Annotated in this window: 20 protein-coding genes and 3 tRNA genes; 11 read left to right on the top strand and 12 right to left on the bottom strand. The window is 40.9% G+C overall.

The annotated features are described in order from the left end of the window. Nucleotides 1-67 precede the first annotated feature (67 nt). On the bottom strand, nucleotides 68-1093 hold the full coding sequence (locus tag RMB03_RS03840) for a fatty acid desaturase (RefSeq protein ID WP_311074040.1): 1026 nt from the start codon (nucleotides 1091-1093) through the stop codon (nucleotides 68-70). A gap of 216 nt (nucleotides 1094-1309) precedes the next feature. Here RMB03_RS03840 and RMB03_RS03835 point away from each other — a divergent pair, with 216 nt between their 5' ends. Continuing rightward, nucleotides 1310-2317, top strand: a complete 1008-nt coding sequence (locus RMB03_RS03835) for an AraC family transcriptional regulator (RefSeq protein WP_151821363.1) — start codon at nucleotides 1310-1312, stop codon at nucleotides 2315-2317. 60 nt (nucleotides 2318-2377) lie between these two features. On the opposite strand, the gene RMB03_RS03830 is transcribed toward RMB03_RS03835, so the two are convergent. From RMB03_RS03830 to RMB03_RS03820, 3 genes are read right to left on the bottom strand one after another with little or no spacing between them, the layout of a single operon-like run. Continuing rightward, complete coding sequence (locus RMB03_RS03830; protein WP_311074015.1) at nucleotides 2378-3751, bottom strand: amidohydrolase; 1374 nt, start codon at nucleotides 3749-3751, stop codon at nucleotides 2378-2380. 33 nt (nucleotides 3752-3784) lie between these two features. After that, entirely contained in the window at nucleotides 3785-4672 is an 888-nt protein-coding gene (locus RMB03_RS03825) for a bile acid:sodium symporter family protein (RefSeq protein WP_005042919.1), read from the bottom strand. A 31-nt stretch (nucleotides 4673-4703) separates the two neighbouring features. Further along, nucleotides 4704-6089 (bottom strand): long-chain fatty acid transporter, encoded by a 1386-nt coding sequence (locus RMB03_RS03820; RefSeq protein WP_311074011.1) that lies wholly within the window; start codon nucleotides 6087-6089, stop codon nucleotides 4704-4706. Between the two features lie 298 nt (nucleotides 6090-6387). Between RMB03_RS03820 and RMB03_RS03815 the strand changes: the two genes are divergently transcribed. The 6 genes from RMB03_RS03815 to tcuB all read left to right on the top strand — a co-directional run bounded on the left by RMB03_RS03815 (nucleotide 6388) and on the right by tcuB (nucleotide 13481). After that, entirely contained in the window at nucleotides 6388-7317 is a 930-nt protein-coding gene (locus tag RMB03_RS03815; RefSeq protein WP_004641378.1) for a LysR family transcriptional regulator, read from the top strand. A 278-nt stretch (nucleotides 7318-7595) separates the two neighbouring features. Then, nucleotides 7596-8906 carry an MFS transporter gene (locus tag RMB03_RS03810; RefSeq protein ID WP_311074008.1) on the top strand — a complete coding sequence of 437 codons (1311 nt, stop codon included), beginning with the start codon at nucleotides 7596-7598 and terminating at the stop codon, nucleotides 8904-8906. Between the two features lie 86 nt (nucleotides 8907-8992). Then, nucleotides 8993-9787, top strand: a complete 795-nt coding sequence (locus RMB03_RS03805; protein WP_017392363.1) for a substrate-binding domain-containing protein — start codon at nucleotides 8993-8995, stop codon at nucleotides 9785-9787. Between the two features lie 131 nt (nucleotides 9788-9918). Then, complete coding sequence (locus RMB03_RS03800) at nucleotides 9919-10848, top strand: LysR substrate-binding domain-containing protein (protein ID WP_311074002.1); 930 nt, start codon at nucleotides 9919-9921, stop codon at nucleotides 10846-10848. 103 nt (nucleotides 10849-10951) lie between these two features. Further along, nucleotides 10952-12358: an FAD-dependent tricarballylate dehydrogenase TcuA gene (tcuA, locus tag RMB03_RS03795; RefSeq protein ID WP_311074000.1), complete on the top strand. Its 1407-nt coding sequence runs from the start codon at nucleotides 10952-10954 to the stop codon at nucleotides 12356-12358. Further along, nucleotides 12348-13481, top strand: coding sequence for a tricarballylate utilization 4Fe-4S protein TcuB (gene tcuB / locus RMB03_RS03790; RefSeq protein ID WP_311073998.1), 1134 nt, complete (start codon nucleotides 12348-12350; stop codon nucleotides 13479-13481). The genes tcuA and tcuB overlap by 11 nt, the downstream gene beginning before the upstream one ends. 76 nt (nucleotides 13482-13557) lie before the next feature. On the opposite strand, the gene RMB03_RS03785 is transcribed toward tcuB, so the two are convergent. After that, the gene (locus RMB03_RS03785) at nucleotides 13558-14091 is read right to left on the bottom strand and encodes an HPP family protein (RefSeq protein ID WP_311073996.1); all 534 of its coding nucleotides are present in this window, start codon (nucleotides 14089-14091) and stop codon (nucleotides 13558-13560) included. Between the two features lie 97 nt (nucleotides 14092-14188). Here RMB03_RS03785 and RMB03_RS03780 point away from each other — a divergent pair, with 97 nt between their 5' ends. Together RMB03_RS03780 and RMB03_RS03775 are read left to right on the top strand one after the other, a co-directional pair. Next, complete coding sequence (locus tag RMB03_RS03780) at nucleotides 14189-14737, top strand: TetR/AcrR family transcriptional regulator (protein WP_005071185.1); 549 nt, start codon at nucleotides 14189-14191, stop codon at nucleotides 14735-14737. Between the two features lie 14 nt (nucleotides 14738-14751). Continuing rightward, nucleotides 14752-15411, top strand: a complete 660-nt coding sequence (locus RMB03_RS03775) for a VOC family protein (RefSeq protein ID WP_311073994.1) — start codon at nucleotides 14752-14754, stop codon at nucleotides 15409-15411. Nucleotides 15412-15496: 85 nt separating this feature from the next. On the opposite strand, the gene RMB03_RS03770 is transcribed toward RMB03_RS03775, so the two are convergent. The 3 genes from RMB03_RS03770 to RMB03_RS03760 all read right to left on the bottom strand — a co-directional run bounded on the left by RMB03_RS03770 (nucleotide 15497) and on the right by RMB03_RS03760 (nucleotide 19548). Beyond that, nucleotides 15497-16726: a CaiB/BaiF CoA-transferase family protein gene (locus RMB03_RS03770; protein WP_311073992.1), complete on the bottom strand. Its 1230-nt coding sequence runs from the start codon at nucleotides 16724-16726 to the stop codon at nucleotides 15497-15499. Between the two features lie 52 nt (nucleotides 16727-16778). Further along, the gene (locus RMB03_RS03765) at nucleotides 16779-18101 is read right to left on the bottom strand and encodes an MFS transporter (RefSeq protein WP_311073990.1); all 1323 of its coding nucleotides are present in this window, start codon (nucleotides 18099-18101) and stop codon (nucleotides 16779-16781) included. Nucleotides 18102-18327: 226 nt separating this feature from the next. Beyond that, on the bottom strand, nucleotides 18328-19548 hold the full coding sequence (locus tag RMB03_RS03760) for an acyl-CoA dehydrogenase (protein WP_311073988.1): 1221 nt from the start codon (nucleotides 19546-19548) through the stop codon (nucleotides 18328-18330). A gap of 246 nt (nucleotides 19549-19794) precedes the next feature. On the opposite strand from RMB03_RS03760, the gene RMB03_RS03755 reads away from it, so the two are divergent. Continuing rightward, nucleotides 19795-20745 carry a LysR substrate-binding domain-containing protein gene (locus RMB03_RS03755; RefSeq protein ID WP_205469841.1) on the top strand — a complete coding sequence of 317 codons (951 nt, stop codon included), beginning with the start codon at nucleotides 19795-19797 and terminating at the stop codon, nucleotides 20743-20745. A gap of 97 nt (nucleotides 20746-20842) precedes the next feature. Here the strand turns inward: RMB03_RS03755 and RMB03_RS03750 are convergent, their stop codons facing one another. Continuing rightward, entirely contained in the window at nucleotides 20843-22018 is a 1176-nt protein-coding gene (locus RMB03_RS03750; protein ID WP_311073985.1) for a zinc-binding dehydrogenase, read from the bottom strand. A gap of 402 nt (nucleotides 22019-22420) precedes the next feature. On the opposite strand from RMB03_RS03750, the gene add reads away from it, so the two are divergent. Next, nucleotides 22421-23416 carry an adenosine deaminase gene (gene add, locus RMB03_RS03745; protein ID WP_311073983.1) on the top strand — a complete coding sequence of 332 codons (996 nt, stop codon included), beginning with the start codon at nucleotides 22421-22423 and terminating at the stop codon, nucleotides 23414-23416. Nucleotides 23417-23623: 207 nt separating this feature from the next. Here add and RMB03_RS03740 read toward each other — a convergent pair. The 3 genes from RMB03_RS03740 to RMB03_RS03730 all read right to left on the bottom strand — a co-directional run bounded on the left by RMB03_RS03740 (nucleotide 23624) and on the right by RMB03_RS03730 (nucleotide 23889). Then, nucleotides 23624-23700: transfer RNA gene (locus RMB03_RS03740), tRNA-Pro, on the bottom strand. A gap of 4 nt (nucleotides 23701-23704) precedes the next feature. Further along, nucleotides 23705-23780: transfer RNA gene (locus RMB03_RS03735), tRNA-His, on the bottom strand. 32 nt (nucleotides 23781-23812) lie between these two features. Continuing rightward, nucleotides 23813-23889, bottom strand: a tRNA-Arg gene (locus RMB03_RS03730). Between the last annotated feature and the right edge of the window lie 111 nt (nucleotides 23890-24000).

Raw genomic sequence — 24000 nt, 5'->3', positions numbered from 1 at the left:
CTGTAGAGTGTGGACTGAGTCCTATCTGTAGAACTCAGTCCATTCAAGCGAGTTAAGAATCTATTTTTTAAGTATTCGATTCAGATAAATTATTTACATTCCAACGATTCGCTCTTTTAAATGTTCCGACATCGTTAAATCGAACACCCATATCACGCATGACTTTATGGGCAACGGGTGCAGTCATTTGTCGAATATAGAATGGTTCTTTCACCACAAAATGATGGATGGCATGCGTCGAACCGAAGTTAAAGCAAAAGAGTTGGAACGGCATCATCCACCACGGTGTTAACACCTGAGTTTGTTGAATCACATTGCCCAATTCAACATCACCGTAGTAATGCATATTGCTTGTCACAAAGTGCAGGCAGAAGGTACGCAGCACATTTGGCGCAATCCACACCACAGTCAGAATATTAATCACATGCATAATATTTAGCGTTGTAGCTGACCATGTGATCGGTGCATTTGCCAAGCTTGAAATCATATCAACTGCATGGAAGCCTAAGAAGATATACCAAAGAGACCAATGAATAATTCCAAGTGGAAAATAAGCTAAGAACGCACGTTTAAAAATAACTTTTCTAACAGTCCAATTGCTTGCAGCAATAATGCGTAGCAAAACTGCAAAGCCATTGTCACCGATCGCGACGAGTCGGCGTATGCTCCACTGCTCTCCATTGGTTAGCGCTCTTTCTTCTAAATCGACTTCAGTGCCTGAATTTTTATGGTGATTAAAATGAAGCTCACGGCGTTTCCACGGGTTAATGGTACTTGGGCGAGCTAACCACACTAATCCCATCATTAAATGATGTGCCCATGGTTTCTTTCTAAAATACATCCAGTGAATGAGGTCGTGTTCTAACTCATGGGTAAGAGATGCAAAAAACGCAATAATGGGAATTGCGAACCACGCTGAAAGCTGATGATTGATATAGAGTACCGCTGTAGCAATCATTCCAACCAGGGAAACAAATAGAATCATCGCCCCTATTGCGTTTTGATGGTTCAAAATGGGATGGCGCTTGCGTAAAGCCACACCTTCCGCTGTGACTACTTTTTTAATGTGTTCCGTTTTTTCACTATCACTCATTCCAGCAGGATTTTTATATATGTAGGTCATCCGTTATTCCTCAGTTTTCTCATGTCCCTACTTTATTTATATCTACCTTTGTACGCTTAGCTCGAAACGCCAATCTATTGGCTATGGATGCCAAAATAGTAAGATTCAAAACAAACAAAAGATTTTTTAGTTTTGAATCTTTTATACTGCTCACAGGAATATGAGTCACAAGTTATAGGACATAACATGCCACAGACAGCAACGGCACTGGCTAGCTGGGTTAAAGCGATTCAAAAAGCGCTTGAGAAAGCAGGTGTGGATAGCCAACCTTTATTAAAACAAGCAGGTTTAGATGTTCAGGCCCTAAATGATCCAGATGCACGCTATTCATTAAAAAACACAGCAAATTTATGGAAATTAGCCGTTCAAGCGACTCAAGACTCGTGCTTTGGCCTTAAAGTTGCCAGCCAAGTCAACCAAAATACATTTCATGTGTTGGGCCATTCACTCATTACCAGCACCACACTAAAAGAAATGTTTTTAAGAATTATTCGTTACTTCCGCATAGTGACCGACATTCCTGAACTCGAATTTTATGGCGAGGGTAAAAATCATTATTTCGTTATTCATGTTCCCGACGAAGTTCAACCCGAATCTATCGATGCTTTTATCTCTGTTTTTATTCGTTCAAGTCGTGCGTTACAAGGTTCTGTTTTTTCGCCCTTACGCATTGAACTAAGACGCTCAGAGCCACAAGATTTAGAAACTTTTCAGAGTATTTTAAAAGCCCCGATTGTGTTTAATGCACCCAAAGACATGATTGTGTTTGACACAGCAACCATAGAGCAGCCTTTAGATGGTGGGAATCCTAGCCTCACCCAAGAATATGATGAGATTATTAATCGTTATCTCGCTCGATTTGATAAAGAAAATATATTGGCTCGTGTGAAAGTAAAACTCATTGAAAAATTATCTACAGGTGACTTTCAACAGCAAGACGTTGCAAAAAGTTTAGGCTTAAGTATACGGAGTCTGCAACGCAAGCTTTCGGCAGAAAATACCTCTTATAGCGAGTTACTCGACAATACACGGCACGAACTCGCTTTGTCGTATATTAAAAACTCAAGCCACAATATTACCGAAATTGCCTACATTCTTGGCTTTACCGATGTGAGTAGTTTTACCCGTGCTTTTCGACGCTGGACAGATTTATCACCGCTACACTATCGGGAAAAACATCTGTCTTTCTCTTAAATTTTTAAAAATTTTAGATAAAAAAAGATGCCTCGATGTGCATCTTTTTTTATGAATATCTTATTTTTTATTTAACAGTTCAAGCATAGACACCGTGGTGACTTTAGCCCCGACAGGCAAGGCTTTTAAATCTACAACATAGTTCGGACTATGCGGAATATAAGGCACAGGTTTGCCTTGCTTGACTGCATTAGCAAACACAACCGGATCTGCCACGCCAATGAACATAAAGTTAAACGGAATGTCTTTTTGATCACCTAATAAATGGTGAACATCTTCAGAACCCATAACGGCGGGATATTCAGTTAGAACATGTTTGTCGCCTAGCAAAGCTTTTAGTGGTCCATTTAAACGCGCAGAGAATTCTTTATTATTGACTACAGGCGTACTTGAACCCTTAAAGGTAAAAGTAGGCAATTGATCTTTACCCATGCCCTGCATTTCGGCAGCACCTTCACTCATGAACTTAATGTTATTTAACATGGTTTCGCGTATTTTTGGATCAAACCAACGCAAGTTCATTTTGACCAGTGCAGTAGAAGGAATCACATTATTCGAATTTCCAGCTTGGATTGAGCCAATCGATAAAACTGCTGCTTGTTGAGGGTCGACTGCGTTACCCATAATAGTTTGATATTGAGTTACTGCATTTGCCGCCATGCTAATTGGATTTTTGGTTAGCATTGGTAATGACCCATGCCCACCCACGCCTTTAAATAAAACATCGAGCTGATCGGTTCCCGCCATGCGTGGTCCCGGTGCATTAATGACCACTCCAACAGGTGCAGGTGTGGTATGTACTGCAAAGAAATAATCAGGTTTTGGTAAGTTGTATTTTGTCCACAAACCGTCAGTCACCATGGCTTTAGCACCCGTTATAGGCTCTTCAGCAGGTTGTGCGACTAAAATAATAGTTCCGCTCCATTCCTTTTTTAAAGCGACTAAGGTTTTTGCCATACTGAGCATCCATGTCACATGTGCATCATGACCACACATATGTGCAACAGGTGTTTCGGTTCCATCGTCGAGTTTTACCCGCACTTTACTTGCATAAGGTAAGCCAGTCGCTTCTTGAACAGTATTGGCATCCATGTCGGCACGGTACATGACCGTTGGCCCATCACCGTTTTTTAAAATTCCAACCACGCCTGTTTTTGCTATTCCAGTTTTAACATCAAACCCTAATGACTTAAGCTCTTTGGCAACAATGGCAGAGGTACGCGTTTCCATAAATCCCAATTCTGGGTGTTCATGAATATCTTTATAAACCTTACTTAACCATTCTGTTTGGCCATCAATAATAGTTAATGCTTTTTGTGAGACGGCAGGTAAATTAGATGAGTTTACTTCCGCAGGTTGAGCATTCAACGTACTGCTCAAGAGCACACAAGCTGACAAACCTAAAAAACGATAGAGTTGAACTTTATTTACCATGCTTTAAGCTCCTTCTTTGAATAATGTTCATATCTAATTAATAAGTACTTTTCTTTTAACTAATTCTTTCTTTTCTAATCGATTCAACAATGTACCAAATAGAGTTGCCATTACATACATTAAGATTGAATACACGGCTGCCGGCATAGCTGCGTCTGAACTCGCCATAACAGTTAAAGCAATCGTTAACGCCAAGGTACTGTTATGAATTCCTATTTCAAAAGCACAGGCTTTGGCTTGAAAGCTATTAATACCAAATAAACGAGGCACCAAATAACCAATCGCAAGACTACAAATACAGAAAAGTAAGGTAGCCCCACCCACTAGCCCAATGTAATTGAGAAGTTTTTGGTAATCTTTGGCAATCGCAAGTGAAACAATAAAAAGTAGAAATATGATCGCGAAAACACGTACAGGCTTATTTAGCTTCTCTGCTAAATGAGGCGAAAAATGTCTGATCAACATCCCAATCACGACGGGAACTAAAATAATCACGAATACCTGAATGATTTTAGAAAACTGTAGTCCAACATTTTGTTCACTCGCGACAAAATGTTGTAAGGCAAAGTTAACAATCAATGGCAAGGTAAAAGCGGCAATCACCGAGTTGATGGCAGTTAAAGTAATGTTGAGGGCGATATCACCTTTATATAAATAGCTATATAAATTTGCAGTTGGACCACCTGGCGAAGCGGCGAGTAATATCAGTCCCACCGCAATCATTGGAGGTAAAACAAAGACCTTACAAATGAGAAAAGCGATACTCACCAAAACGATTAGCTGGCAAAACAGTGCGACAAACACTGCCTTAGGATGCTGACGAACACGTTTAAAATCATTGAGGGTTAATTCGAGTCCCATGCCGGCCATAATAATGGCCAAAGCTATGGGTAAGAATACGGTAATTACCAATGAGTCCATTCGTTTCTTCCTTTTTAATTTTTTGTATTATTTAGAATTTATAACCAATCTTAAGTCCATACCCAATCGAGTGATTGTCCTTAAACTCACCCACGTAATAGTCACTACCCGCCTGTGCGCCAAGCTGAGCTTTTGCATCGCCTAACCAGTAATATTTCACACCACCAGAAATAAAGTATTGCGATGTTGGACTGTATTGGGCTCCCACTCCTAAGTTGTAATATCCCTTGGTTGGGCCACCCGTTGAGACTTTATCACCTGCACCAGAGTCCCAACCCACTGACACAGAGCCTAACCATTTAGGTGAAAAACGTTGCCCTACTCCCAAATTTAAAGTCCATTGGTCATCGTCATAACGAACTAAATTAAACCCTTCTGGACGGCTTGGTGTTGATAGCACCCCAATAACTTTTGAAATTTCACCAAAACGGTAAGGTTGTAGCGCCAAATCACTCCAGTTTACCCAGCGCAAGCTCCCAAACAATAAAGTTCCTTGACGTAAACCTGTTTGAAATTCTAAATTCACTGAGTTTGGAGATTTAAATTTGGTTGTGCCAGAGCCTTCGCTATTGGGTAACTCTGAAATAATATGATTTAAATAATTTTTCTTTTGCTCGGTCATCTGCCCAATAGAAATCATATAGTCGAGATGTTGGCTAACTAAATCGCGTCCTTGCTGAGCCGTTAACATATCAATTAACGGCGCATTTTCAGTTGCGTTTACCTTGTGGGTAATGGCAGAACGATAGGTAAGCGAAACTTTAACGGCCTTTTCAGGAATTTGATAAGCCAGTCCAGCTAACCAGCCCCAATCACCCACAGTTTTAGTTTGAAAGTCATAGCCATTATAAAGACTAAACACATTGCCTCTTAAATTGACCTGACTTTTGAAGGTTTGATAAACCGGCCCTGCAAAAATATTCCAGTTTTTATTAGGCTGATAACCGGCAATGAAGCTAAAACTTTGGATATCAAATTCCGATTTTGCATTTCCTGTAGGAACTTGGCCAGAAGTAGCATTTGCAAGGCTTGTAGCCGTAATACCAGGAAGCATAACTGTGTCTTTCGGCGTTGCGACAAAGCCATTTAGTCCTGAATATTCGGTGTCAGCACCAAAAGGCTGATCGTAAAGCAACCCAAATGAATACTGCGGTGCAAGCTGAAATTTTAAAGCTGCAGTCGGCCGATAATCTGTATTGGCAATATCTGAAATTGACTGATGTGAAGGGTTAGTACCAGATTCCACTCCTTTTAAATCAGTATCTGTTATACCTAAACTGGCTTCAAAATAATTTCCCGGTTGTAAAAATGCTGATACGGATTGACCTGTTTTATCAAATGCAGCAGCCTGTAATGCACTTGTACAAATTGAAGCGATTCCCAATACTAATGTTCTATTTCTTACTACAAAAATCATGGATCCATCCTGGATTTTTTTATTTTGATTGTTCACTTTATTTAGATTTTGAGTGGTGCGCTTAGCCCCAAACGCCAATTCGTTGACTATGGATGCCATATTTAAAAATTATAAAATTGCCTCTCTGAAATGAGATAAGTTCCTTTGAACTCAAGATTAAAGACGACAAAGATTTAAAACTTTCAGATAATTTTTTAAGAAACTTTTGTATTTATTGCTGTTAATATTAAAGCGCATGATAGATTTCCCAATCCTTCATATCTCTATAAATCAAGGATGATGAGCAAATACATTTATTATGGAAATCAAGCAAATAAAATATTTTTTGACGGTGGTTGAAGCAGGCAGTATTGGTAAAGCTGCTCAAAAACTCGATGTCGGTGCGTCAGCAATCAGTCAACAAATTAGCAAGCTAGAGCAAGAGCTAAGCATTCGCCTATTACAGCGTAATGCTTTTGGTGTGACCCCTACTCCCGCAGGGCTCGCCTTTTTAAAACATTCTCAACTCATTTTACGTCAGATTAACTTTGCGGTAGATGCTGCTCATTCGGCACGGCTTTCAGGCCACGTGAGCCTTGGTTTTCCACCCACCATTACCGCTTTAATTGGCATCCCTTTAATGAAATTAATGTCTGAACGCTATCCAGACATTCGCCTAGAAATTGTGGAAACGCTGTCGGGCAATCTCATTCAGTCAATCAACTCGCGTCAGCTTGATATTGCCATTATTTTTACCAATGAAATTGACAAACAATGGTCCATACAACCGCTGGTACGCGAACAAATGTATTTAATGGCACGCAAAGAAGTGCTCGAAAAATACGGTCTTGCTGAGTGCATCAAAAGCGGCATTATTCGGTCTCAACAAATTGGTGATATTCCTTTAGTGTTGCCACGGCAGCGTCATAGCTTAAGAAAACTGCTTGAGCACAAGATTGGACAACTCAATGTCGTCTATGAAATTGATGGCCTGCACTTACTCATGGATAGCCTGATTCACCTCGACCTTGCTAGCGTCCGCCCCGGAAGTGCTTGTCTACAAGAGTACAAACATAAGCTTCAACTACTAAAATTGATCGATCCTGAAGTCGAGCGAATCAATTACTTAGTCAGCCTTGCCGAAGAAGAATTATCACCTGCTGCACTTGCTGCAAAATCGGCAATTAAAGCCTGTGTGAAAGAGTTGATTCAAAACCAAATTTGGCCATGTTCTGAAATTATTTTATAAAGGGTCATTAATTTTATTAAATACCCAATTAATTTTGCCCTCTCACTCCCTCCTGCTTTTTAAGATTACATTTTCCTCCGAATGATAAGTGAATTTCTGTTTATCGAATTATAGATGTGTAGTTTGAACTGGAAACAAGGCATCACATTTTCTACAAAGGACACCTTTAAATCTCATCTCTAACCCATTTGCTATTTAGGTTTATTGAATGAGTCGATTTAAGGCCCTCTATTGAAGATCGTGAATGTTTCCATTTTATCAGGCCAAGGAGGTCTCCAATGGATGTCGTGAATAACCGTAGGGCTACTTTTAAAAAAATATTAAATGTAACGAGTGGCAACTTTTTAGAACAGTACGATTTTTTTCTTTTTGGTTTCTATGCCACTTATATCGCAGCAAAATTTTTCCACTCTGAAAATGAATATGTCTCTTTAATGATGACGTTTACCGTGTTTGCTGCGGGCTTTCTTATGCGTCCTCTCGGCGCTATTTTCTTGGGCGCTTATGTCGACAGAGTTGGTCGACGTAAAGGTCTTATTGTTACCTTGAGCCTTATGGCAATCGGAACCATCTTAATTACCTTTGTACCGGGTTATGAAACCATTGGTATTATTGCGCCAATTTTGGTGGTCATCGGGCGTCTATTACAAGGCTTCTCGGCAGGTGTTGAATCTGGCGGTGTATCGATTTATCTAGCTGAAATTGCAACAGATAAAAACCGTGGATTTATTACAAGCTGGCAGTCTGGCAGCCAACAAATTGCGGTTGTGTTTGCAGCATTACTTGGCTACTGGCTCAACACCATTTTAACTCATGCTCAAGTGGGTGAATGGGGCTGGCGTATTCCGTTCTTAATTGGTTGTTTAATTATTCCTTTAATCTTCTTGTTCCGCCGTACTTTAGAGGAAACTGAAGACTTTAAAGCTCAAAAAACTCATCCATCAACCAAAGAAATTTTCAGCACGCTTGCGAGCAACTGGCGCATCGTACTTGCGGGCATGATGATGAGTGCCATGACCACAACAACGTTCTACTTCATTACGGTTTACACCACAGTGTATGCAAAACGTACTTTAGAAATGTCGGTAACAGATAGCCTTTTAGCGACTGTGTTTGTTGGTTTGTCGAATTTCTTCTGGTTGCCAATGGGTGGCTTACTTTCAGACAAAATTGGTCGTCGTCCTGTTTTAGTCGGCATTACGACACTTGCCATCTTTACAACTTATCCAGTTTTAAGCTGGTTGGTGAGTGACATTAGTTTCACCAACCTTTTGATTACGCTTGCTTACTTCTCGTTCTTCTTTGGTCTGTACAACGGAACCATGGTCGCAACGCTTGCCGAAGTGATGCCAAAACGTGTACGTACAGTCGGCTTCTCTTTAGCTTTTAGTCTTGCAGCAGCTATTTTTGGTGGCATGACTCCAATTGCATGTACATATCTAGTTGAACACACCGGTAACGCAAGTACACCAGCATTCTGGCTGATGTTAGCAGCGGTATGTAGCCTGATCTCAAGCTTATATCTATGCCGTGGTTCTAAACAGAAAAATACTGACGCAATTGCTGAACCTGTGAAGGTTAGCGCTTAAAACAACAACTTAACCTGAAATTTTAATGAACAGTACGGCGCATGTTGCAGCCGTACTGTGCTCTCCTATCATTAAAGCGAGATACTATGAAAAAGTCCCCTATCTTCATGACCATTTGCCTAGCTGGTGCAGGCTTAGGCTCGACCCTTGCTAACGCAGATACACTCGAAGTGATTAGCTCAGGCGGTTTTTATTCATCTATGGAAAAACTCATTCCAATATTTGAAAAGCAAACTGGCCATAACGTTCATCTCTCGTCTGGTTCATCCATGGGCGCATCGCCAACTGCAATCCCAAATCGACTCGATCGTGGTGAACATTTTGATGTCGTAGTGTTAGCGGCTCCTGAACTAAACAAACTCGCAGAAAAGGGTTATGTAGATCCAAATTCGCAAAGTGCTTTAGTCAATTCAAGCATTGGTATGGCTGTACCTAAAGGTGCGCCAAAACCAGACATTAGTTCTGCTGCAAAATTCGAAAAGGTTTTATTAAATGCCAAGCACATCGGCTATTCCGCAAGTGCAAGCGGCACGCATCTTGAAAAAGATGTTTTCCCAAGCTTCCCGCCTGTGGAATACAAAGTGATTTCTGGTAAAGCTGAAAAAGTAGTAGGTGATCGTGTTGCAAAGCGTATTGCTGAAGGTCAGTTTGATATTGGTTTCCAACAAATTAGCGAAATCAAACCTTTTACTGGTCAATATGGTCAGGTTGATTTAGTGGGTCCAATTCCTGCGCCTTATCAGAAAGTCACCGTGTTTGCAGCGGGTATTGGTAAAAACTCTGAACATGAAAAAGTTGCAAAAGAACTCATCAAGTTTGTGAAATCGCCACAAGCAACACAAATTATTGAAGAACAGGGTCTTGAGCAGGTTAAACAATAAAAGCTCTAAAAGGCAACATCTTGAGGTGATATTGCCTTTACTCTGTTGGTGGTTTACTCAGCGTAATAGAACAAAATGTATAGCAATAAACCAGTGTAGAATAATCAATAAAGGTCAATGTAGTATTTGCCGTGGAACTCAAACAATTAAAGTATTTTATTGCAGTGATCGAGTCAGGAAGCTTGGGTAAAGCTGCAAAAAATCTCGATATTGGAACGTCTGCATTAAGTCAGCAAATCTCAAAATTAGAAAGCGAACTTTCTATTCGCCTTTTACAACGTACCGCTTTGGGTACAGTTCCTACCCCTGCGGGTTTAGCTTTTTTTCAACAGGTTCAACTGGCGCTTAGGCATCTAGATCATGCCGTAGATTCTGCTCATTCTTCACGTTTAAGTGGACATGTCACCGTTGGATTTTCTCCGAGTGTTGCAGCGGTTATTGGTACGCATTTTTTAAAACTCATGAGAAATCGTTACCCCGACATTAAAGTACGTTTAATTGAAGGCTTATCGGGTGATCTCAAAGCCTTGGTTAATGCAAGACAGCTCGATGTTGCAATCATCTTTAGTGACGATGTAGACCCTCAGTGGGCGATACAGCCTTTAGTCAAAGAACAGATGTTTTTAATTTCGCCTAAAGAAGTGCTGAGCCAGTACCACCTTGAAAGCTGTATCGACACTCAAACCATTACCCATCCACAACTAAAAGAACTTCCACTGATTTTACCGAGCCAACGACATGGGCTGCGTTTGTTGCTCGAACAAAAAATTCATCAGCTTAAAGTGGCCTATGAAATTGATGGGCTACATTTGCTAATGGAAAGCATTAGCCAACTGGAAATGGCAACCATCCAACCTGCGGGTGCATCATTAAACTCACGGCAAGACCTATGTTTGCTACGCGTTGTAGAACCTGCCATTGAACGCATTAACTATTTAATTAGTCTGTCTGAAGAAGAGCTCTCGCCTGCCACCTTAGCCACGAAAGTGGTGATTCGTGCTTGTGTGACCAACCTGATTAATGAAAAGCGTTGGCCCGGTGCGAAACTCATAAACACTTAAGCCATTAGTGTTTATTTTTACTAAACACCCATTCAAGCCCAGCCTCTCACTCCATCCTCTCTTTTAAAGCTACATTAGCCCTAGCTGAGAAAGGGAGAAATCCATGCATGATGTGATTGTAATTGGTGGTGGGAATGCCGCACTGTGTGCCGCGCTCACAGCAAAAGAAAGTGGCGCGTCTGTGCTTGTCATAGAAGCAGCACCTAAAGAATGGCGTGGTGGTAACTCACAACACACTCGTAACCTTCGCTGCATGCATGATGCTCCTCAAGATGTATTGGTCGATGCCTACCCAGAAGAAGAATATTGGCAAGACCTACTTAAAGTAACTGCCGGAAAAACCAATGAGCACTTAGCCCGTCTGGTCATTCGTAGCACAGCAACCTGCCGTGACTGGATGCGTAAACATGGTGTGAATTTTCAGCCGCCACTATCGGGTGCTTTGCATGTTGCACGTACCAATGCGTTTTTTATGGGTGGTGGTAAAGCCCTTATGAATGCGTATTACCGTAGTGCTCAAGCACTTGGCATCGAGATTTTATACAACACAAAAATTAAAGATCTAAAGTTAAACCAAGGACATTTTGAAGCCGCAATTGCTGAAGATGGTCGTGTGTTTAAAGCAAAAAGCTGTGTATTGGCCGCAGGTGGTTTTGAGTCAAATCTGGAATGGCTAAGAGAAGCATGGGGACAAAATGAAAACGGCGAATGGCCTGCCGATAATTTCATTATTCGTGGTACTCGCTTTAATCAAGGCAACTTACTCAAATTTATGATAGATCAAGGCGCCGATATTATTGGTGACCCATCTCAATCCCACTGCGTCGCTGTAGATGCACGAGCACCGCTATATGACGGCGGTATCTGCACCCGTATTGACTGCGTTTCACTGGGAATTGTGGTCAATAACAAAGCCGAACGTTTTTACGATGAGGGCGAAGACTTCTGGCCAAAACGTTATGCGATTTGGGGCCGTCTGGTTGCCAAACAACCACAGCAAATTGCCTATTCCATTATCGACTCAAAAGCCATTGGTCGCTTTATGCCACCTGTGTTTGCGGGCGTAAAAGCAAATAGCATTCAAGAGTTAGCCGAAAAAATCGGTCTAGACGCAAAAACCTTATGCCACACCGTAGAAGAGTTTAACCAATCTTGCGTGCAAGGTACCTTTAACCATACGGTTTTAGATGACTGCACCACCCAAAATATTGTGCCCAACAAAACCCACTGGGCAGTTCCGCTTGATCAACCACCCTTCTATGCCTATGCCCTCAAACCCGGTATTACCTTTACCTATTTAGGTTTAAAAGTCGAAGACGATGCTGCGGTACGTTTTAACAATAAAGCCAGCCGCAACTTGTTTGTCGCTGGTGAAATGATGGCAGGTAACGTACTCGGTCAGGGTTATACCGCAGGCGTTGGCATGTCGATTGGAACGACCTTTGGACGCATTGCCGGAAAAAATGCAGCCCACTATGCACTTTCACAAGGAGTTGAACATGAATGCTAGTACTAAAGCCCTAATTCCAGTTGTTCAGCTCTCTGACCATGAGCAGGAAGTTCAAAGAGCGCTACAGATTTGTAATGCTTGTCGCTACTGCGAGTCATTTTGTGCTGTATTTGCGGCGATGACTAAGCGCCTTGAGTTCAATCAAGCCGATATTCATTACCTCGCAAACTTGTGCCATAACTGCGGTGCATGTTTACATGCTTGCCAATATGCCCCACCGCATGAGTTTGGTGTAAATATTCCACAAGCGATGGCACAAGTACGTTTAGAAACTTATCAAGAGTTTGCGACCCCTCAGCCTTTAGGCCGACTTTATAAGTCTGTCGGGATTCCTTTTGTCTCGGCATTAACACTTATTTTCTTTTTATGTATGTTAGCTGTGGTGTGGTACAAAGGCACAGACCTGTTTGCAGGCTATCAAGGTAATTTCTATGCGATTTTCCCGCATAACTTTTTAGCTCTACTTTTTGGAGCGACCTTTACAGTTGCGATTGTTCTGCTCGGCATAGGAATTAGTAAATTCTGGCGAGAAACGTCTAAAGTCATTCATGGCAAAGTTGAGAAACCAGACCTTGTGCAAGCCACCCAAAATGTATTAACGCTTAAATATTTAGATGGTGGGCATGGCAAAGGCTGTAATGAGCAAGATGACCGTTACACACAAATCCGTCGCGTGTTCCATCACCTGACTTTTTATGGCTTTATGCTTTGCTTTGCAGCCACAGGCGTAGCGACTTTATATCACTATTTCCTTAACCTACATGCGCCTTACCCTATTTTTAGCTTACCTGTGATTTTGGGTACTTTGGGTGGACTTGGCCTAGTGGTTGGGCCATCTGGCTTGCTGTATTTAAATCTTAAACGCCATCCATTACATGGTGACCGCGAGCAAAAACCTGTAGATCGAGGCTTTATTTTCCTTCTACTTATCGTTAGTGCTTCGGGGTTAGCCCTCATGGCATTTCGTAATACCCCTTACATGGCACTTTTACTGATTTTCCATTTAGCTACGGTGATGACCTTCTTTATTACCATGCCATTTGGAAAGTTCGCACATGGTTTTTACCGCAGTGCTTCTTTACTCAAATTCGCCATCGAAGAGCGTATTTCTAAAAAGTCATAATTTCACTCAAAAGTATTCACTATGCAGGTAGTGAATACTTTTATTATTTTTCAGCTCAAAACACTTCATACCTTCCCTACTTTTTACTATTTAAAATTCCTAAGCCATACATCGGCCACTTGGTACTCGCTTTAATATTGTTAATTAGCATCGCCACCAAAACCAAAGACACTGCACCGACCAAAACAGGAAAAATTAAGAAACTCCATTCGTAGTGAATGCTGCTCGCGGTGAGCAAAATAACTAAAGGATTGGCACCCGCTGGTGGATGAACGCACTTAAAAATCTGCATGAGTGCAATAGCACAGCCCACTGATAAAGCAATTGTAAAAATAGAAACACCGACAAATTTTAGAAAAAATAAGCCCACAAAAGCCGAGATAAGATGCCCAAATATGATATTTCTCGGCTGTGCCAAAGGTGACTGAGACACGGTATAGAGTAATACACAGGTCGCACCAAACGGCGCCATGATAAAGATATTGTGTGTGAGCTTACTCAACCACAGAAGTATAAAAATACTGAGCGTACCTCCAATAAGGCTTCTTAAAACATCAACTTTATTGGGCGATGGAGCCAGTTTTTCTTTGCCATAAAAGATCGAGAACATGGTTTTTTCCTCAAACAAAAATTTGCTTTTTAAAAAGCATATAGATAAAATTTCAAATAGTACAGATCTGTACTATTTTATTTTTTGGAAAAGACACATGTCAAAATCTGCCTTAAAAATATTAGATACAGCCGAGAAACTATTTAATGAAAATAGTTTTGTCGGGGTTGGCGTTGACCTGATTCGCGATGAATCTGGCTGCTCTAAAACCACCATGTACACGTACTATAAAAATAAAAATCAACTGGTTAAGTCTGTACTCGTTGCACGTGATGAACGGTTTAAGCAAAGCCTTTTGGGCTATGTGGGAGATGCAACAGGGTTGGAAGCCATCAATAAAATTCTGGATTGGCACACCAATTGGTTTAGACAAGATTTTTTTAAAGGCTGTTTATTTGTAAGAGCAGTCGCTGAATCTAACCAAGATGATCAAGACATTATTTCTATTTCTAAAGCCCATAAACAATGGATTAAAGTACTGATTGCGCAAAACTGCAATGTACCGAATGGTGAAGCTTTATCTGAGCTGATCTATACGGTGATTGAAGGCTTAATTAGCCGCTTTTTAGTCGATGGTTTCGATGAAACACTTGCGATAAACATGAAAAATTCTATTAATCAATTATTTAATATTCATCAACATTAGTATGAGAACTTAAAATGGAAGTGGACCATATTTTTATTTGTGTACAATCAGGCGCTCCCGAAGCTGAAACTTTAAAAAAATTCGGTCTAACAGAAGGTTCATCCAATAAGCACCCGGGTCAAGGTACAGAAAACAGACGCTTTTTCTTTAAAAATAGCTTTATCGAATTAATCTTTTTAAATAACCCCGAAGAAGCCTCAAGTGATCTCACAAAACCGACTCTGCTTTTTGAGCGACTAAGTACTCAAAATAATATCGCGTCCCCTTTTGGTATTTGTTTTCGCCCTAAAAATAAAGATGATAACGGTGCAAAATTTCCTAACTGGGTGTACAAGCCAAGCTATTTACCAGCCAGCTTAGAAGTAAATGTTGCCAAAGATTCTGTGGTATCTGAACCGATGTGGTTCTTCCTTTCATTTGCTTCACGACCAGACCTTGCTGCAGAAGAAAAACAACAACCGCTTGTTCATAGCAAAGATTTATCAGAAATCACTGCGATTAAAGTTTCTATTCCAAACCTTGAAAAGCACCCTACTTCATTGCTGTTCAATTCGCTTGATGATTTTGAAGTGACTAATGGATCGGAGCATTTAATGGAAATTAGTTTTGATCATGAACATCAAGGAATAATTCATGATTTCAGACCAGAGCTGCCGCTTATTTTTAAATATTAAAACGCTTAGTTTCTAATAAAAAACTGTGATTTATTGCAAATCACAGTTTTTATTTAAATTGAATCACATTAAAAACGACAATAGCTTAAGCAATTTTTCCATCAATAATACCTTTCTCTTTTAGCGCAGCCAGTTCTTCTGCTGTTTTAAATCTCGATAAGATTTGAGCAGTATGTTCACCAAGCTCTGGCGGTGCATGATGATATTCAACTGGAGTATCAGACAGCTTGATTGGTGAGCCAATCGTTTGGAAGTTTTCATTTAAACGATGAGGAATATTGACCACCAAGTTGCGATGTACGATTTGTGGTTCTGCCAAAGCATCTTCAATTGAGTTGATGACACCCACTGGTACTTTTAAAGCATGAATCATCTCAACCCATTCTTTGGCAGTTTTCTGCAAAAAGTGCTCTGACAATAAAGGAATCAGTTCATTTCGATACTTTACGCGGTCTTGATTGCGTACAAACTTTTCATTTTCGAGTAGCTCTGGATAACCAATCGCAATACATAAATCTTTAAACTGTTTGTCGTTACCACAAGCAATAATAAATTCTTTATCTTTAGCCTTAAAAGTTTGATACGGCACAATACTTGGGTGTTGATTGCCCATACGCTGCGGTGCTTTACCCGAAGCTAAATAATTCATTCCCTGAATTGCAAGTGCTGCAACCTGCACATCAAGTAGTGACATATCAATATATTGACCGCGCCCCGTGTGTGAGCGTGCAATCAGTGCAGCTTGAATGGCAATGGTTGAATACAATCCAGTTTGAATGTCTACCACGGCCACACCAACCTTTTGCGCACCACCGCCTGCTACGTCATCAGGCTCGCCAGTAATGCTCATTAAGCCTGACATACCCTGAATAATAAAATCATAACCGGGCTCTTCTGCACGTGGACCATCTTGCCCAAACCCAGTAATCGAGCAATACACAATGTTCGGGTTCAGCTCACTTAATGATGCATAGTCCAAACCATATTTAGCCAAAGATCCTGTCTTGTAGTTTTCAATTACAACATCGGCAGTCTTAGCAATTTCATAAATTAAAGCCTGACCTTCAGGTGTGGTTATGTCCACCGCAACAGAATATTTATTGCGGTTGGTACACTGGAAATAACCAGATTCACGGGTCATGTTTCCGTCTTGATCGGGCATCCATGGTGGTCCCCACATACGGGTGTCATCACCGACTCGAGGACGTTCAATTTTAATCACTTCTGCGCCAAGGTCTGCCAAGATTTGCCCACACCACGGACCCGCAAGCACACGACTTAAATCTAAAACCCGAATTCCTTGTAATGCACCCATAACGATACCCTTATCTTTTTAGAAGGTACTCAACGCACCTTCTTGTCATTGTTTATGATTGTTTTTGCGGATCGTACTGACGATCTTTAATAAATAAGCCTGGCAATATACCCGCAACAAAATACGCAGCGCCCATTACAATAAAGGCCATGGTAAACGTACCGCCCGATGCCAAGAAACCAATGGTTGCTGGTGCAATTGCAGCACCGACACGACCAATGTTATAGGCACCACCAATGGCTGTTCCGCGTACATCAGTTGAAAAACTTTCAGCCATATACGTCGCGTTCACACCATATGGAATGCCATATAAGAAGCCAAAGGTGATCAATAAATACAAAATATTGTCAGGGGTATTGAAGAAAATAATAATTGGCAAGAACACGGCGCTGGCAATTGTTCCAAACACGAAAACAGCACGGCGGTTAAATTTATCAGCAAGATAACCCGCTAAAATTTTGCCTAGAATCATTGCGGTATATGAACCCACCATATAACTGGTTAAGTTTTTAAAGTTCATATGCACTTCTGTTTCTAAATAACTTGGCATCCAGTTGTTAATGCCGTAATAACCAAACTGTAAGAAGAATGCTGTAGTCATCCACAACAAAAACATTTTACGGTGCTTAAAGTTATTAAAAATTTGCTTATAGATACTGCTACTTTTTGGTTTTTCATCCACCACAATTTCTTTAGGCTGTCTGTTGCCTTGTAAACTTTCAATTTTGGTGAGCTGCCAAGATTTTGGCTCTGGCACAAATCGTTGTAGAAAAATATTAACAAAAGCAGGCACCACGGTCAGAAAGAACAAAACACGCCAGCCATGATCGGGAATAATTGCACCAGCTAACAGCGTCGCAGCAATATAGCCCACTGTTTGGCCAGTCTGTAAAGTGCCCAATACTGTTGTACGGTAAGTTGTCGGCACATATTCAGCCATTAAGGTATTACAAGCCATATAGAGTGCTCCGATTCCTAAAGCACCAATAAAGCGTAAAGCCATAAATTGCTCGAAGCTTTGCGTAAAACCCAATAAACAAGTCGCTACCGAAAAGAAGGTCACCGAGTTGGCAATGGTCCGTACACGACCAAACTTGTCACATGCCCAACCACCCAAAATACCGCCAACGCCCAATCCTGCCAACGACGCACTACCCAATGCGCCCGCTTGAAAGGTACTTAAACCAAACTCTGTCTTTAAACTGGTTAAGCTATAAGACAGCAGCATAATATCAATGCCATCGACCACCATCGCAAAATAGGCAAATAACAACGCCCATTTCCATGTATGTGGTCCGATCTTTTCATATGTTCCAAGGTTACTTGGAAATGTATTTCTTAACTCTTTCGATATTACTTGAACGTCATTGTTCATCTTTAGTTCCTCATTTTCCCAAATGAGTCATCGATAGCCTACTTATGTTTTCTGTATGACTTAATCTTCTATATTTTTCATTATCTTATATTCAATTTTAAGTACGCAGAGGTACATCTTCACATGAGTATCCTTACGATGAATCTTGTCATTATCCATAAATTTTTGCGTAAAAATCCCTAAAGGTGCTCTTGAAAGAACACCTCTATTTTTAAAAATGAATGAGTTAGTTACTAAATGCCGCGATGCCTGTTTGCGCACGGCCTAAAATCAGGGCATGAACGTCATGTGTACCCTCGTAGGTATTCACAACTTCAAGATTGACCAAATGACGTGCCACACCAAACTCATCGCTAATACCGTTTCCACCCATCATGTCACGTGCCATGCGAGCAATATCAAGCGCCTTTCCACAGTTGTTACGCTTAATTAAAGATGTGCCTTCAACTGACGCAATACCTTCATCTTTCATACGGCCAAAACGTAAAGCTATTTGCAAACCTAATGCAATTTCAGTTTGCATGTCAGCCAGTTTCTTTTGAATCAACTGATTTGCAGCCAAGGGACGACCAAACTGTTTACGGTCCATTGTATATCGATGTACGGTATGCCAACAGAACTCGGCAGCACCCATTGCGCCCCATGCAATGCCATAGCGGGCACTATTTAGGCAAGTGAACGGACCACGCAAACCCCGAACTTCAGGGAATGCATTTTCTTCAGGCACAAAAACGTTATCCATCACAATTTCACCCGTAATCGATGCACGTAAACCGACCTTGCCATGAATGGCAGGCGCAGATAGTCCTTCCCAGCCCTTTTCTAAAATAAAGCCTCGAATATCACCCACATTACCTTCAGCAGAAACTTCTTTTGCCCAAACCACAAATACATCAGCAATTGGACTATTGGTAATCCACATTTTTGCGCCAGTTAAACGATAACCACCATCAACTTTTTTAGCACGTGTAATCATACTGCCCGGGTCTGAGCCATGGTCAGGTTCGGTCAAACCAAAACAGCCAATGTATTCACCAGTGGCAAGTTTAGGTAAGTACTTCTGCTTTTGCTCTTCGGTACCAAATTCATGAATCGGAACCATCACCAATGAGCTTTGTACACTCGCCATAGAGCGATAGCCCGAATCGACATATTCAATTTCACGCGCAACCAAACCATAACTCACATAGTTCAAACCCGCACCGCCATATTGCTCAGGGATGGTTGGACCCAGTAAGCCAAGCTCTCCCATTTCACGAAAAATAGACGGATCTGTTGTTTCATGGCGGAATTGTTCAAGTACACGTGGTTGCAAGCGTTCTTGGCAATAAGCATGAGCCGCATCACGAATCATGCGCTCATCTTCGGTAAGCTGTTGCTCAATTAAAAATGGATCTTGCCAGTTAAATTGAACTTTTGCTTTTTTTGTTGTCACCATGTGATTCATCGCATCCTCTGCTTGATTTGATCTTCTTTATTTAACTCGATGTTATGCGTGAAAAATGTAGTAATCAAACGATAAATCTTCATGCAGATATGCGACTTACGCATATTTAAAATGAGTCGCGTTAAATTTAGATATTTAATTCATTATATTTCATTAAAAATGGCTTATTTTTAGACTAAACTCTGCTATCTGCATTTAGGTCATATGCTGTTTTGAAATATGACGACAAATAAAAGGATTTTATTTATGCGAAGAAGTATCCCGTCAATTCAGGGCCTGATTTGCTTTGAAAGTGCAGCAAAACATTTAAGTTATACCTATGCTGCGCAAGAGTTATGTATTACCCAAAGTGCAGTCTCTCGCCAAATTCAGCAGCTAGAAGATTTCTTGGGTGTTGAATTATTCATACGTACTCGGCATGGCGTTGAACTGACCATTGCAGGCCAACAATATTTTAAAAGCATCAAGCCTTACTTGTTAGGTTTAGAGAAATGCACAGCCGATGTGATTTCTCATAAGGGTTTAGGTGGTACGCTAAAATTGGGTGTGGTACCCACATTTGCAACGCGCTGGTTATTACCCAAGCTCCATCTTTTAAATCAAAAACACCCTGAAATTACGGTTCACTTAGAGACCAGTACCAAGCCCTTTTTATTTAACGACAATATTTTTGACGCTGCTATTTTTGCAGGTACGCAGCAGCAAATTGACCACTGGCCCGGCATACAAGCGCATTATTTAATGGATGAAGAAATTGTACCTGTATGCTCCCCAAGGCTGATCGAAAAGTATTTTCCAGATGCAGTGATGATCAATGAAAATACCTATGATTTAAGCTCCGAAGATTTACTAAAAATTCCCCTGCTGCAACAAACCACTCGGCCTAGCATTTGGCAAGAATGGTTTCTGACTCATCACATGCAACATCCAAAACCCTTTGATGGACAACGCCATGAGTTATTTTCAATGCTTGCAGTTGCCGCCAGTCATGACATGGGAATGGCCTTAATTCCACAAATGTTAATTGAGTCTGAACTACAAAAAAAAGAACTGGTAATTGTTTCCAATAAAAAACTAAAAGGCAGCCGAAAGTACTACCTCATCCATTCAAGCCAAGACATCACACCGACCATTCAGAAATTTGTTGACTGGATTCACCACGAATTAGAGCAGCTAAAAAGTAACACAGCTCTATAGCTATTATTGAACACCCAATATTGCGATTTATACTCATAAAAAAAGATTGTGATTGATGAGATCACAACCTTTTTAATTAACCGTAATTTACTTTGAATTAATGACTCATCAATTGAATATCTGAACCACTACGTTTCGGGTCAATCAAGATTTTGGCATGTTGTTCAGGGTCGCGTAACGCTTCAAATGCACTCGTAACACCCTCTAAACCTACAACACCGGTAATCAGTGGTGAGCAGTTCACTTTACCTTCTGCAATCATATGCAGGGCATCTCGAAACTCAAGCGGTGTATAGCCCAACACGAACTGAATTTCTAACTCTTTATTAATCGCAAGTGCAGGTTCTATTTTGTCACTTTGCATGCATACACCCACCCCGACAATTCGGGAAAACAAAGGTGCACCTTCAATAATTTGCTGTAAAACACCCGGTACGCCCACACACTCAAAAATAACAGGACGCTTTGGCAGAGCGCCTAACTTATCAATCATGCGCCATCCATGCCACCAAGGTAAGCGTGTTGCTTGCAACTTATCAAACAGTCCCATGCCCATATTAATTGCATCAGAAACATTGCCAAGCAAACCAAACTCTTTCCAGTTGGCAAATGGCGATGTCTCTTTCGGATCTACCACAATATCGGCACCACATTGCTCGGCAAGCTTACGGCGATTTGGCGAAAAGTCGCTGGCAACCACGGTTTTAACCCCAGCCGCTTTAAGCATTAATATAACGCCTAACCCAACAGGGCCACAGCCAATCACAATAGCTGGTTCACTGTTTTTAACACGACTACGGCGAACAGCATGCAATGCAACCGCCATAGGTTCAGTCATGGCCGCACTATCTGCATCTAGACCATTGGGTACTTCAAACATCAAGCTCGATTGAGCCAATACTTGCTCGGCATAACCGCCCGAAGCATTTGGCGAAAGCCCTGTAGATAAATAACCATGCTGGTCTACATTCAAAAGAGGCATCGCACAAACGAGTGTATCGGCTTTAAATTTATGACGAGTTTTTGGACCATAATCCAAAACTTTGCCACAAAACTCATGACCAAGTACGAATGGATCGGTAGATTTTGCTAAACCGTTAAATCCTACGCGTGCGGCTAAATCATGCATGTGGTCGCAGTGATGTTGCATATGCAAATCAGAGCCACAAATCCCGCATCGCACCACTTCTAATAACACCTGTCCTTTTGTAGGAGTTAATTTCGGTTGGTCCACCACTTCTAATTTTGCTTGATGACAAAGTACCGACTTCATTTGAACGCTTCCTATTTCTTCTTTTCATTTACTTGCCAGAAATAGATTTCTACAGATAAATTAATCGCTTTATCAGTTTGGTCTTTAGCAAGCCTTCACTCATATTTACAAGTAACAGACGAAATACCAATGACCATTCTTTAGCCAATCCATTGTTAAAGAGTCAACAGTAGGTAGGCTCAGCGAGATTAAAAACAATAAAAATCTTAGTGCTTGTATCTTACACAGACTGCGTTATCTTCTTAGGCCAGAACAATGTCATCAAAATTAAAACTTAAACCAATATCTTAAGTTCAAAAAACTCAACTAACCCCCTTTTCACAAAAACATAGCAAATCCAAACTTTTATCAGTGCCCCTAAACAGGCATGATGAATGGATACGAACAGATAAGAAGAAACCTATGATTACAAAAACACTTCCCCTTACAGATATACACCGCCACCTCGATGGCAATATCCGTATTCAAACTATTTTAGAATTAGGGCAACAATACCATTTAGATTTGCCTGCCTACGACATTGAATCTTTACGTCCACACGTACAAGTGATTGACAACCAACCTGACTTATTAAGTTTTTTATCGAAGTTGGATTGGGGCGTAAAAGTATTAGCCAGTTTAGATGCCTGCAAACGCATTGCATTTGAAAACATGCAAGATGCTGCACAACAAGGTCTAGACTATGTAGAACTTCGTTTCTCACCAGGTTACATGGGAATGACACATCAACTACCGCTTGAGGGAGTCGTTGAAGCGGTTATTGCTGGTGTGAAAGAAGGCAGTCAGACTTACGGGGTAAAAGCTAACTTAATTGGCATTATGAGCCGTACGTTTGGTCAAGAAGCCTGCGAAAAAGAATTAAATGCTCTACTTGTCCATAAAAATGATATTAAAGCGTTGGATCTTGCTGGAGATGAGCTTGGTTTTCCGGGTAATTTATTTATTGATCACTTTAAAAAAGCACGTGATGCAGGTTGGCACATTACGGTACATGCAGGCGAAGCTGCCGGCCCAGAAAGTATTTGGCAAGCCATTGAAGAATTAGGTGCTGAACGAATTGGACATGGTGTTAAAGCGGTTCAAGATTTGAAGCTTTTAGATTATTTAGCTAAACATGAGATTGGTATTGAGTCTTGCCTGACTTCGAACATTCAAACCAACACAGTACCCTCACTAGCACAACATCCATTAAAGACTTTTTTACAACATGGTGTGCTTGCAACGATTAATACAGATGACCCTGCGGTAGAAGGCATTGAGATACAACATGAATATTTAAGTGCTGCCCCATTGGCAGGATTAACCCCTGAGCAAATTTATACAGCTCAAGAAAATGGACTTAAAATTGCATTTTTATCAGATAAAGAAAAAGATGAGTTAAGACAAAAATATCAGTAACAGAGAACAGAGAACAGAGAACAGAGAACAGAGAACAGAGAACAGAGAACAGAGGTTATATGTATTAAGGATATGAGTTCAAATATTGGAATGCATTTGAATTAAAATTTCAAATTAGAAAACAAAAAAATTCCTTCTATCGATAAGATAAGAAGAAATTCTTTTTAATATTTGGGATATTTTATAAAGCTTGAACGCTTTTAAATATGGTCGGAGCAGTAGGATTCGAACCTACGACCCCCTGGTCCCAAACCAGGTGCACTACCAGGCTGTGCTATGCTCCGAAATTGGGGTGAATGACGGGATTCGAACCCGCGACAACTGGAATCACAATCCAGGGCTCTACCAACTGAGCTACATCCACCATCAAATAGTTCTATGTACCAAGCTACCGAGTGGCGCGCCTGACAGGATTCGAACCTGTGACCATCCGCTTAGAAGGCGGATGCTCTATCCAACTGAGCTACAGGCGCTTAACCGATGATGCTTATCATGCGATACTTCGCCGATCTTAAAATATTATTTTAAGTGGTCGGAGCAGTAGGATTCGAACCTACGACCCCCTGGTCCCAAACCAGGTGCAC

This window comes from Acinetobacter sp. V91_7, from assembly GCF_031799075.1.
Classification (GTDB): Bacteria; Pseudomonadota; Gammaproteobacteria; order Pseudomonadales; family Moraxellaceae; genus Acinetobacter; species Acinetobacter calcoaceticus.
Note: the sequence above shows the minus strand (reverse complement) of the source record. Positions and strands in the feature narration are given on the sequence as shown.